The following is an 11,307-nucleotide window of genomic DNA, read 5'->3' as shown; positions in this document are numbered from 1 at the left end:
GCTCAACCGGCCTTCGGGGGGACGACCTGGAGATAGATCGCGCTCAGGACGAAGTTGACGACGAACAGCAGCAAGAAGGTGATCACGACCGACTCGTTGACCGCGTCGCCGACGCCTTTGGGGCCGCCACCGGCGCTCATGCCTTTGTACGACGCCACGATCGCCGCGATCAAGCCGAACGTGCAGGCCTTGATCAGGCCGATCCAGAGGTCGGGAAGCTGGGCGAGTGCGGTGAAGCTGGCCAGGTAGGCACCAGGCGTGCCGTCTTGCAGGATCACGTTGAAGACGTAGCCGCCCGCGACGCCGACGACGCTGACCATGCCGTTGAGGAAGACCGCGACCAGCATGCAGGCCAGCACCCGGGGCACGACGAGTCTTTGGATAGGGTCGATTCCCAGCACCATCATCGCGTCGAGTTCTTCGCGGATCTTGCGGGCGCCCAGATCGGCGGCGATCGCGGAGCCACCGGCTCCCGCGATCAGCAGCGCGGTGCCGATCGGGGCGGCCTGCTGGATCACCGCGAGCACGCTCGCCGAACCCGTGAACGACTGGGCCCCGAACTGCTTGATCAGACTGCCGACCTGCAGCGCGATCACCGCGCCGAACGGGATCGCCACCAGCGCGGTCGGGATGATCGTGACCGACGCGATGAACCACGCCTGTTGGATGAACTCCTTGAGCTGGAACGGCCGACGGAACAGCCCGCGCAGCACGTCGAGGGCGAAGGCAAAGAGATTGCCTGCCGCGCCGATCGGCGCGGTCGCCTTGTGCAGGACCGTGGACATGGGGGCTCACGCCCCCGGCGCGAGGCCCGCGTTCGCGGACCCGAAGGAGCCCGGAGGCGGGGTCACCCCGTTCTGACGGCACCACTCCCCCGGCGGTCGCTGGCTGCGGCGCGCGATGCCGTTGGACGGCTCGAGCTGATGCGGGATCGGCGGCAGCGGCGGGAGTTCCTGGTCCTTCTCCGCCTCGAGTTCGTCGGCGTCCTTCTCCTCGGACATGCCGATCGGGCCGACTTTCTGCGCGTTGAGGAACTGGCGTACGACCGGCTCCTCGGAACTGAGCAACGCTTCGCGGGGGCCGAACATCGCCAGGTGCTTGTGATAGAGCAGTCCGATGTTGTCGGGCACCGTACGCGCGGTGTTGATGTCGTGGGTGACGATCAGGAAGGTCGCGTCGATCTGGGCGTTGAGGTCGACGATCAACTGGTTGAGGAAGGCCGTCCTGACCGGGTCGAGGCCTGAGTCGGGCTCGTCGAAGAGCACGATCTCGGGGTCGAGTACGAGTGCTCGCGCCAGGCCGGCGCGTTTGCGCATGCCGCCCGAGATCTCGCCGGGCAGCTTGTCCTCGGCACCGAGCAGCCCGACGAGATCCATCTTCTCCATCACGACGTTGCGGATCTCGGACTCGGACTTCTTGGTGTGCTCGCGCAACGGGAACGCCACGTTGTCGTACAAGTTCATCGAGCCGAACATCGCGCCGTCTTGGAAGAGAACGCCGAAGAGCTTGCGGATCTCATAGAGCTCACGCTCGGGGCAGCTGGCGATATCGACGCCCTCGATCACGACCGAGCCACTGTCAGGCTTGATCAGCCCGATCAGGGTCTTCAACAGCACCGACTTGCCGGTGCCGGACGGCCCGAGCATCACGCAGATCTCGCCTGCGGGGATATCCAGCGTGACGTCACGCCAGATCAGTTGGCTGCCGAACGACTTGGTCAGCCCGTCGATCTTGATCTCGACACCCATCGTGTGCCCTCCGACTTGCCCCGGGCTCGCCCGGTTGTCCGTCGCTCCCTCCCAAGGAGCCTTGATGGGGGTACAACGCGTGTGGTGGTGGCCGGGTTACGGGATGGGTTGGTGCCGCTCCCACGCACTCGAAGAACTGCGGCCTTGGGGCCATCCGCTCGCGAAGAACCCGTACGGGGGCCGCAGTTCTTGCCGGAGCGACTGTCCTGCCCGGTGACGCAAGAACTGCGGCCGGGAGGACAGTCTCTCGCGCGGCGGCCCCCACTCCGGCCGCAGTTCTTCCGGTCGTACGGGGGGCCGAAATGCGCAACGGCGGCGACCACCCGCGTGGGGTGATCGCCGCCGTTGACGGATCAGCGAGAGGTCACTTGAGGGTGACGGTGGCGCCGGCGGCCTCCAGGGCCTCCTTCGCCTTCTCCGCGGTCTCCTTGTTGGCGTTCTCGATAACCGTCTTGGGGGCGGCCTCGACGAGGTCCTTGGCCTCCTTCAGGCCGAGCGAGGTCAGGGCGCGCACCTCCTTGATGACGTTGATCTTCTTGTCGCCGGCCGACTCGAGGACAACCTCGAACTCGTCCTTCTCCTCGGCAGCAGCGGCACCGGCGTCGCCACCAGCGGCGGCGGGGGCGGCGGCAACGGCAACCGGGGCGGCGGCGGTGACGCCGAAGGTCTCTTCGAACTGCTTCACGAACTCGCTCAGCTCGATGAGGGTCATCTCCTTGAACGCGTCGAGCAGCTCGTCGGTGGTGAGCTTCGCCATGATGGCGGTTCCTTCCTTTTGTGGCCCGCCGAGGCGGACCGGGTTCTTTACAGGTGGTGTACGTCGGCCTGGTCAGGCCTCGGTGGACTCGGTCTCCGCAGCGGCCTCGTCGGCGGGAGCCTCGGCCGCAGCCTCGGTCTCGTCGGCGGGAGCCTCAACGGCTACCGGGGTGTCCTCGGCAGCAGGCTCGGCATCAGCCGGGGCCTCGGCGGCCGGCGTACCGGCACCACCTGCGAGGATCGAGGGGTCCTCCTGAGCCTTCGCCTCCAGGGCGCCGGCGAGCCGGGCAGCCTGGGCGAGCGGGGCGTTGAGGAGGTAGACGGCCTGAGAAAGGCTCGCGAGCATCGCGCCCGCCAGCTTGCCCAGCAGCACTTCGCGCGACTCGAGGTCAGCCAGCTTGGCCACCTCTGCCGCGTCGATCGGCTTGCCGTCGAGGAATCCGCCCTTGATCACAAGAGCGGGGTTCGCCTTGGCAAAGTCACGCAGACCCTTGGCCGCCTCGACGACGTCCCCGTTGAGGAACGCGATCGCGGTCGGACCGGTGAGCAGGTCGTCGAGACCGTCGACCCCCGCCTCCTTGGCGGCGATCTTGGTCAGCGTGTTCTTGACCACGGCGTAGTTGGCGTTCTCGCCGAGCGAGCGCCGCAGTTCCTGCAGCTGCTTCACGGTGAGACCGCGGTATTCGGTGAGCACCGCACCGGCGGCGTCGTTGAACGAGTCAACGATCTCCGCAACGGCGGCAGTCTTGTCCGGCCGCGCCATGTGGTCTCCTCTTCATCGGTTCGAGACTCCGGCAGCTCCCGAAATGACGAACGCCCCGGGCGCAGGCCCAGGGCGTGGAGAAACTTCTCTAGCCTCTGACACCTGCGCTGGCCGTCCGCTTCCGCGGAACCTTCGGCTGACGTGCTGGGCACGGCATTGACCGGCGGTCTCTGGTTTCGAGAAGAACTGTACGAGCGCGCAGGGGCTGGACCAAATCGACGCGGGGCGAAATGGCAACGGCCCGACAACACACGCGTACGTGTGACTGCCGGGCCGACCAAGGCGTGAGATCAGGCCTCGGACACGTCCGCTTCGGTGATGTTGCGGGTGCGGTTGGGGTCGACCTGGATGCCGGGGCCCATGGTCGTCGAGACGGTGATCTTCTTGACGTAGCGGCCCTTGGAGGCTGGCGGGCTTCAACCGCAGCACCTCGTCGAGCGCCGCGGCGTAGTTCTCCGCGAGCTGGATCGTCGTTGAAGGACGCCTTGCCGATGATGAAGTGCAGGTTGGCGTGCCGGTCGACGCGGAACTCGATCTTGCCGCCCATGATGTCGGACACGGCCTTGGCCGGGTCGGGGGTCACGGTGCCGGTCTTCGGGTTCGGCATCAGGCCACGGGGGCCCAGGACGCGACCGAGGCGACCGACCTTGCCCATCATGTCGGGGGTCGCGACGACGGCGTCGAAGTCGAGCCAGCCACCGGCCACCTTGTCGATCAGCTCGTCGCCACCGACGTGCTCGGCGCCGGCCTCGCGGGCAGCCTCAGCCTTGTCGGCGTTGGCGAACACGAGGACGCGGGCGGTCTTGCCCGTGCCGTGCGGCAGGTTGACGGTGCCGCGCACCATCTGGTCGGCCTTGCGGGGGTCGACACCCAGGCGCATCACGACGTCGACGGTCTCGTCGAACTTCGTCTTGCTGGTGTCCTTGGCGATCTTGATCGCGGCGAGCGGGGCGTAGATCTCGTTCTTGTCGAACGTCTCCGACGCTGCGCGATAGGTCTTGCTGCGCTGCATGTTCTTCTCGTTTCTTAAGTCTTGAAAAGGATGTGGTCAGCGGGCCAGCGCGGCCCTCCCACACAGGGATCAGTTGGTGGTCACACCCATGGAGCGGGCGGTGCCTTCGACGATCTTCATGGCGGCCTCAATGTCGTTGGCGTTGAGGTCGGGCAGCTTGGTCTGGGCGATCTCGCGCACCTGGTCCTTGGTCAGCTTGCCGACCTTGTCCTTGTGCGGGGTGCCCGAACCCTTCGACAGGCCGGCGGCCTTCTTGATCAGCTCAGCGGCCGGAGGGGTCTTGGTGATGAAGGTGAAGCTGCGGTCTTCGTAGATCGTGATCTCGACCGGCACGATGTTGCCGCGCATGGACTCGGTCGCGGCGTTGTACGCCTTGACGAACTCCATCATGTTGACGCCGTGCGGGCCCAGGGCCGTACCGACCGGCGGGGCGGGGCTGGCAGCGCCAGCAGCGATCTGGATCTTGACGACCGCTGCGATCTTCTTCTTGGGAGGCATTGCTTTCTCTCTCTTTCGTGGTCATGACGGGGGCGTCCCCTGCCACTGGGTGTTGCTGTCCTAGTGTCGCGCGACCGATCGTGCGGCGCGAAATCGAGGCGTACGAGCCGCTCAGACGCGCTGGGTTTCGACCCGCGGTCACGCCTTCGCTTGGCGAAGTCGTGCGCTCGCCTCAACCTCGCGCAGTTCTGAGCGCTGCGCGCGATCAGACGCGCTGAATCTGGCTGAAACTCAACTCGACCGGGGTCTCGCGACCGAAGATCTCCACCAGCGCCTTGACCCGCTGGGACTCGGCGTTGATCTCGGTGATCGTGGCGTGCAAGGTGGCGAACGGTCCGTCAACGACCATGACCGAGTCGGAGACCGCGAAGTCGGCGACCTCGACAGGCTTCTTGGCCGCGGTCGAACCGGGGGCAGCCTTCGTGGTGGCACCACCCTTCTCGGTCGACGCCGCCTCCACTGCGACAGTCGGGGCGAGCCAGTTCTCGACCTCGTCGAGGCTCAGCGGCACCGGCTGGTGGCTGTGCCCGACGAATCCGGTGACCGACGGGGTGTGGCGTACGGCGCTCCACGACTCGTCGGTGAGGTCCATGCGTACGAGCACATAACCGGCGTAGCGGGTGCGGTTGACCATCTTGCGCTGGCCGTTCTTGATCTCCGCGACATCCTCGGTGGGGACGACCACCTCGTGGATGTAGTCCTCCATGTTGAGCGAGGAGATGCGGTTCTCCAGGTTCGCCTTGACCCGCTTCTCCATGCCGGAGTAGGTGTGCACGACGTACCAGTCGCCGAACTTCTCGCGCAGTTCGCGACGGAACGCCTCCAGGGGGTCCTCGTCAGCGCCAGATTCGTCAGCGCCAGATTCGTCCTGGGCAGCCTCGTCAGCGGTCTCCGCCGACTCGGTCTCGACCGACCCGGTCTCTGCCTGCTCGGTCTCTGCCTGCTCGGTCTCGGTCGGTGCCGACTCCTCGGCGGTCGCCGAGTCGGCGTTCTGGTCGAACTGCTCAGTCACGATTGCGTTGCTCCGTACGTACGTCGAAAAGGTCGGGAGAAGTCGGTCCGAAGGTCAGACGCCGAAGAGTTCGAACGCCAACCGGCCGAAGCCGATGTCGAGCAAGGAGACCAACGCCATCACGAAGATCACGAAGACCATGATCACGATGAAGTACGTGATCAGTTGCTCCTGCGTGGGCCACACGACCTTGCGCAGCTCTGCCATGACCTGTCGCAGGAAGGTGACCGGGCTCGTGCGCTTGGCCTCGTCATCGGTCTTGCGGACCGCGCTGCTGTCGCTCACGACTCCCCTTCTTCCTCGTAGACACCTCCGGCGGGTGCCGGTGGTGCAGTGCAGGGCACGAGGGACTTGAACCCCCAACCTTCGGTTTTGGAGACCGATGCTCTGCCAGTTGAGCTAGTGCCCTCCGTATTGATCCACCTCATCCGCGCTTCGCTCTGAGGGCAGGCCGAAGCATGGGGTTGATCAACCGAGCAGGAGTCTACGGGCCGAGTGGTCGGGAGTCGAACCGGCGTGCGTCCAAGGGGCCCAGGGCGTACGCCTAGCATGTCCGCCATGACGCGGCGCCGATCCCTGGAGACGCTGCCCAAGGCGCATCTGCACCTGCACTTCACCGGCTCCATGCGCCACGACACGCTGCTCGAACTGGCCGACCGCGACGGCATCGCGCTGCCCGACTCGCTGGTCTCCGAATGGCCGCCTCAGTTGTCCGCGGCAGACGAGAAGGGCTGGTTCCGGTTCCAGAGGTTGTACGACGTGGCGCGCTCGGTGCTGCGCACGGAAGGTGACGTACGGCGACTTGTGCTGGAGGCCGCAGAGGACGACGTTCGCGATGGCGGGCGCTGGCTGGAGATCCAGGTCGACCCGTCGGGATATGCCGCGCGCTTCGGCGGGATCACCGCGTTCACCGACCTGGTGCTGGATGCGGTGGCCAGTGCGTCGCGCAGCACCGGCCTCGCGATGGCGGTGGTGATCGCCGCCAACCGGACGCGGCACCCGCTGGACGCGCGTACGCTCGCCCGGCTCGCCGGGCAGTACGCCGATCGCGGCGTCGTGGGCTTCGGGCTCTCCAACGACGAGCGGCGAGGTTCGACCCCCGACTTCGGGCCGGCCTTCGCGATCGCCGAACGAGCAGGGTTGGCGTTGGTGCCACACGGCGGCGAACTGCGCGGGCCCGAGCACGTACGCACGTGTCTCGATTCGTTGCACGCCGACCGACTGGGGCACGGGGTGCGTTCGGTCGAGGATCCGTACCTGCTGGAACAGATCGTGTCCGCCGGCATCGCGCTCGAAGTGTGTCCGGTCTCCAACGTGGCGTTGGGTGTCTATTCGGATCTGTCCTCGGTGCCCCTGCCGACCCTGTTGGAGGCGGGCGCAACGGTGGCGCTCGGCGCCGACGACCCGCTGCTCTTCGGCTCGCAACTCGCCGGGCAGTACGCCACCATGCGGGCCGCGCACGATCTGTCGGACTCGACCTTGGCCGAACTGGCGCGAATGTCGTTTCGGGCCTCAAGGGCGCCGGAGTCGGTGAAGGCCGGCTTTATCGGGGAAGTCGATGCGTGGCTGGCGGCACCCCCCGCCTGATCGACCTGTCGCGTCTTTCGGCGAAGCAGACGCGGCAGGTCAGAGGGTGGCGCCGACAACGACTGGTTCGTTGACCAAAGTGATGCCGTACGCCGTCTCGACACCGGCCCGGATGTGACGAGCGAGGTCGAGGAGTTCGGCGGTCGTCCCGGAGCCGCGGTTGGTCAACGCGAGCGCGTGTTTGGTCGAGAGCGAGACGCCTGAGCCGGGCAGCGCGAAGCCCTTGCCGAAACCCGCGTGGTCGATCAACCAGGCAGCGCTCGTCTTCACCGTGCCGTCCGGCTGGGACCACCGCGGCGCGGCGCTCGGCAACGCGTCGGCGACCGCGGCGGTCAAGATCGGGTTGGTGAAGAACGAGCCGGCACTCCAGGTGTCGTGATCGCTCGCGTCCAACACCATGCCCTTGCCGCGGCGCAGGCCGAGCACGGCCTGGCGTACGTCCGTCATCGGCGCGCGTGAACGCGGGCCTTCGTCCAACGGCACGTCGAGCGTGCGGGCGAGTTCGGCGTACGTCACCGGCATCCCGAGCGATCCTTGCTTGAGCAGGAACGACACCTCCAGCACGACATAGCGCGTCGGGTCGGCCTTGAAGCGCGAGTGGCGGTAGGAGAAGTCGCACTCGGCGGCCGTGAAGGTGCGCTGAGTGCGGTCGACCCGATCCCAGGTGCGTACGCGCGCGATCGTCTGCGAGACCTCCTGGCCGTACGCACCGACGTTCTGGATCGGGGTCGAACCCACCGCGCCCGGGATGCCCGAGAGCGACTCGATGCCCGCCCAACCCGACTCGACCGCACGCGCCACGAGGTCGTCCCAGTTCTCCCCGGCCGCTGCAGTCAGGGTCACGGCACCGAGGCAGGCGATGTCATCGGGGCAGTCCACGTCGGCCACGACTCCCGACGTCGCCACGTGGATCACGGTGCCGTCGAAACCCTCGTCGGCCACGACGAGGTTGGAGCCGCCGCTGACGAGCAGCGCCGGGGTGCCGGACGCGTCGGCCTCGGCCACGGCTGCGATCAGTTCGGATTCGGTGGTGGCCTCGACCCAGCGGCCGGCCGGTCCCCCCAGCCGCAACGTGGTGTGATCGGCGAGCACCTCAGACACGTACGGCCGCCTTGGGCATGCCGAGGACCTTGGTGCCGTCGCAGGTGACGCTGAGCACCAGATCAGCCACACCGTCGGTGACGGCTTTCACCGTTGCGGCGACCTCGAGGACCGCCGCGCCCTCGGCGGGTACGACGACCGGCGAGGTGAACTTCGCGCCCAGCGACACGACCTCGGCACCACCGGTCCATTGCGAAACCGCACGCGCGACCAGACCGAGAGTGAGCATCCCGTGCGCGATCACACCGGGCAGTCCCACGGACTCCGCAATCTCCTCGTCCTGGTGAATCGGGTTCTGGTCGCCGCTGGCACTGGCGTACGCCACCAGGTCCGCTCGGGTGATCTCGAAGGTCTGGGTCTCCAGCACGTCACCGGCGCTGAACTGGGTTGCGCTCACGCGGCACCTCCGGTGTGTACGAGCGTGGCGGTGCCGGTGCAGACCAAGGCGCCGGTCGCGTCGGTGATGCGCGAGGAGGTGCCGATGATGTCGTTGCCGCCGATGCTGCGCAGCGACGCGACCTCGAGCGTGGCCGTCAGGGTGTCCCCCACGACGATCGGGCGCTCGTACGCGAACCGCTGCTCACCATGCACGATGTGGTGTAGCGCGAGTTCCTCGGTCGCCAGGAAGGTCTGCATCGCCTCGAACGCAAGCACGATCGGGTACGTCGCGGGCGCGGTCGTCGTACGGCCGTCTCCGCCGGTGGCGGCATCGAAGGCCGCGATCGACTCGGCGGTCACCGCAACGGGGCCGGTCGGCGGATAGGTCCTGCCGACGATGTCTGCGTCCAGTGGCATGACTCCCACGGTAGTGCCCGCGCTTCGGGGCTGTGCAGACGCGACAGGTCGGCGCCATCTCGCGAAGCAGACGCGACAGGTCGGTGAAATGGGTCGAACCCGCCGCCGGGGAGCCCGGGGCGGGTTCGGGGGTCTACGAGAACGTCAGCGGGTCTCGCGGTGCGCGGTGTGCTTGCGACAGCGCGGGCAGAACTTGTTCAGCTCGAGGCGGTCGGGGTCGTTGCGCCGGTTCTTCTTGCTGATGTAGTTGCGCTCCTTGCACTCGGTGCAGGCGAGCGTGATCTTGGGGCGAACGTCGGAGCTCTTGCTGGCCACGGGAAGTCCTTTGTCGAAATCTGCTTTGGTCTGGCTAGTAGCGGGGGCGGGACTCGAACCCGCGACACCACGATTATGAGCCGTGTGCTCTAACCACCTGAGCTACCCCGCCACCGGGACTCGGACCGCCGAAACGATCCGACCCAGAGCCCCTTTACGGAATCGAACCGTAGACCTTCTCCTTACCATGGAGACGCTCTGCCGACTGAGCTAAAGGGGCAACGACGCAGAACGATACACAGCGTCGGCAGCGGCGAGAAATTGCCGCCACTCAACCGTCGTACGCCGCGATCGTCGCGTCCTGGATGCGCGCCCAGGGACGCGCCTCCTCCAGTTCGTACGCCAATTCGAGCAGCACGCGTTCGCGCCCCTTCGGCGCCCCGAACATCATCCCTTGCGGCAGGCCCGAGGCGGTGGTCGCGAGCGGCAGACTCAGAGACGGCTCACCGGTCGCGTTGGCCAGCGGGGTGAACGCGACCCAGTCGAGCAGCCGCCCCATCACCTGGTCGTAGTCGGCCATCGGGTCGAGGTGCCCGAGCGCCGGAGTCGAGGTCGCGAGCGTGGGGGTGAGGACCAGATCGTACGAGCGCCACAGCGGCGCGGTGTGGCGTCCCGAGCGCGCCAGCGACGCGACGGCCTTCGGCAGCCGATGCAGGCGTCGGGCGCAGAAGTGCGCCAGTCCGTGCGTGAGGTTGTCGAGTTTGGAGGCGTCGAAGGTCCGGCCGAAGCGCACCTTGCCGGTGCGCCGCAACACCAGCGCCAGCATCGACCAATAGATCAGGAAGTCCTCGACGAACCCGTCGGGCACCGGTGGCGCGATCTCCTCGACGCGATGGCCGAGGCTTTCGAGCATGGCCGCGGTCTCCGTCGTAAGGTCGCGGACCTCGCCGGTGGCACTGCGGCCGATGCCGTCACTGGTGAAGCCGATCCGCAGCCGTCGCCGCGACGGACCCGACACGTCGCCGATGCGTGGCAGTTTCGGGTTGCGATAGATCCGCTCGGCCTCGCGCAGGAACGCGGCCGTGTCGCGCACCGAGCGGGTGAGCACGCCGTCTGAGCAGATGCGTACGGGCATCTCGCCAAACATCGCGTCCTGGGGGATGCGATCTCGCGTCGTCTTCAGACCCACCAGGCCGTTGACGCTCGCGGGGATCCGGATCGAGCCGCCGCCGTCGTTGGCGTGCGCGAACGGGACGGCCCCGGCTGCGACTAACGCCGCGCTCCCCGCCGACGATGCGCCCGCGTAGTGACCCGGATGCCACGGCGTGCGTACGGGCCCAAGTCGCGGGTGATCCACCGCCCCGTTGAAGCCGAACTCGCTCAATCGAGTCTTGCCCAGGGTGATCGCCCCGGTCGCGTGCACCAGACGCGCGAGGTCACCGTCCCGCCGAGCGGGCTTCGCGACGTACGCGTCCGTGCCCTGCTGGGTCGGTTGGCCCTCGACATCGCAGTTGTCCTTGATGAAGGTCGGCACGCCGGAGAAGTAGCCGGGGTTTGGTGACCGCGCCTCGCGGCGGGCTCGGTCGGCGTCCAGATACGCCACCGCGCCGAGGTCGGCGTCGACGCGTTCGGTACGAGCCAGGGCGGCCTCGACGAGTTCGGCGCTGGAGACCTGGCCGCGATGCAACATCTCGACCAGACCGGTCGCATCGTGGTCGGCGAGGGCGTCGTCGGCGTACGCATGGATCGGGCGCATGCACTCAAGGTTACCGCGCAGTAA

13 protein-coding genes, 3 tRNA genes and 1 pseudogene are annotated in these 11,307 nt (G+C 67.3%); 1 reads left to right on the top strand and 16 read right to left on the bottom strand.

All coding sequences use genetic code 11. The annotated features are described in order from the left end of the window. Positions 1-2 precede the first annotated feature (2 nt). The 9 genes and pseudogenes from V9G04_01850 to V9G04_01810 form a co-directional block, all read right to left on the bottom strand. A complete protein-coding gene (locus V9G04_01850) occupies positions 3-785 on the bottom strand; it encodes an ABC transporter permease (GenBank protein MEI2712051.1) in 783 nt (260 codons plus the stop codon). Between the two features lie 6 nt (positions 786-791). Then, entirely contained in the window at positions 792-1,748 is a 957-nt protein-coding gene (locus V9G04_01845) for an ABC transporter ATP-binding protein (protein ID MEI2712050.1), read from the bottom strand. A gap of 364 nt (positions 1,749-2,112) precedes the next feature. Continuing rightward, positions 2,113-2,505 carry a 50S ribosomal protein L7/L12 gene (rplL, locus tag V9G04_01840; GenBank protein MEI2712049.1) on the bottom strand — a complete coding sequence of 131 codons (393 nt, stop codon included), beginning with the start codon at positions 2,503-2,505 and terminating at the stop codon, positions 2,113-2,115. A 72-nt stretch (positions 2,506-2,577) separates the two neighbouring features. Further along, the gene (gene rplJ, locus V9G04_01835; protein ID MEI2712048.1) at positions 2,578-3,267 is read right to left on the bottom strand and encodes a 50S ribosomal protein L10; all 690 of its coding nucleotides are present in this window, start codon (positions 3,265-3,267) and stop codon (positions 2,578-2,580) included. A 290-nt stretch (positions 3,268-3,557) separates the two neighbouring features. After that, positions 3,558-4,279, bottom strand: a pseudogene (gene rplA / locus V9G04_01830) (50S ribosomal protein L1). Between the two features lie 69 nt (positions 4,280-4,348). Beyond that, positions 4,349-4,777 (bottom strand): 50S ribosomal protein L11, encoded by a 429-nt coding sequence (gene rplK / locus V9G04_01825; protein ID MEI2712047.1) that lies wholly within the window; start codon positions 4,775-4,777, stop codon positions 4,349-4,351. Positions 4,778-4,982: 205 nt separating this feature from the next. After that, a complete protein-coding gene (nusG, locus tag V9G04_01820) occupies positions 4,983-5,789 on the bottom strand; it encodes a transcription termination/antitermination protein NusG (protein MEI2712046.1) in 807 nt (268 codons plus the stop codon). 54 nt (positions 5,790-5,843) lie between these two features. After that, the gene (secE, locus tag V9G04_01815; protein ID MEI2712045.1) at positions 5,844-6,074 is read right to left on the bottom strand and encodes a preprotein translocase subunit SecE; all 231 of its coding nucleotides are present in this window, start codon (positions 6,072-6,074) and stop codon (positions 5,844-5,846) included. Between the two features lie 51 nt (positions 6,075-6,125). Continuing rightward, positions 6,126-6,198, bottom strand: a tRNA-Trp gene (locus V9G04_01810). Positions 6,199-6,347: 149 nt separating this feature from the next. Here V9G04_01810 and V9G04_01805 point away from each other — a divergent pair. Continuing rightward, on the top strand, positions 6,348-7,376 hold the full coding sequence (locus V9G04_01805) for an adenosine deaminase (protein ID MEI2712044.1): 1,029 nt from the start codon (positions 6,348-6,350) through the stop codon (positions 7,374-7,376). Positions 7,377-7,415: 39 nt separating this feature from the next. Here the strand turns inward: V9G04_01805 and V9G04_01800 are convergent, their stop codons facing one another. From V9G04_01800 to V9G04_01770, 7 genes are all read right to left on the bottom strand, one after another. Continuing rightward, positions 7,416-8,477 carry a UDP-N-acetylmuramate dehydrogenase gene (locus V9G04_01800; GenBank protein ID MEI2712043.1) on the bottom strand — a complete coding sequence of 354 codons (1,062 nt, stop codon included), beginning with the start codon at positions 8,475-8,477 and terminating at the stop codon, positions 7,416-7,418. Beyond that, entirely contained in the window at positions 8,470-8,874 is a 405-nt protein-coding gene (locus V9G04_01795) for a MaoC/PaaZ C-terminal domain-containing protein (protein MEI2712042.1), read from the bottom strand. The genes V9G04_01800 and V9G04_01795 overlap by 8 nt, the downstream gene beginning before the upstream one ends. Further along, on the bottom strand, positions 8,871-9,272 hold the full coding sequence (locus V9G04_01790; GenBank protein MEI2712041.1) for a MaoC family dehydratase N-terminal domain-containing protein: 402 nt from the start codon (positions 9,270-9,272) through the stop codon (positions 8,871-8,873). Before V9G04_01790 ends, V9G04_01795 begins: the two co-directional genes overlap by 4 nt. Before the next feature lie 144 nt (positions 9,273-9,416). Further along, a complete protein-coding gene (gene rpmG / locus V9G04_01785; GenBank protein ID MEI2712040.1) occupies positions 9,417-9,587 on the bottom strand; it encodes a 50S ribosomal protein L33 in 171 nt (56 codons plus the stop codon). Between the two features lie 38 nt (positions 9,588-9,625). After that, positions 9,626-9,699: transfer RNA gene (locus V9G04_01780), tRNA-Met, on the bottom strand. Positions 9,700-9,734: 35 nt separating this feature from the next. Beyond that, positions 9,735-9,807: transfer RNA gene (locus V9G04_01775), tRNA-Thr, on the bottom strand. Positions 9,808-9,858: 51 nt separating this feature from the next. Continuing rightward, positions 9,859-11,283 (bottom strand): amidase, encoded by a 1,425-nt coding sequence (locus tag V9G04_01770; GenBank protein ID MEI2712039.1) that lies wholly within the window; start codon positions 11,281-11,283, stop codon positions 9,859-9,861. Between the last annotated feature and the right edge of the window lie 24 nt (positions 11,284-11,307).

This window comes from Nocardioides sp. (assembly GCA_037045645.1).
In the GTDB taxonomy this organism is placed as follows: domain Bacteria; phylum Actinomycetota; class Actinomycetes; order Propionibacteriales; family Nocardioidaceae; genus Nocardioides.
The sequence above is the reverse complement of the archived record's forward strand: the minus strand, read 5'-3'. Positions and strand labels throughout refer to the sequence as shown.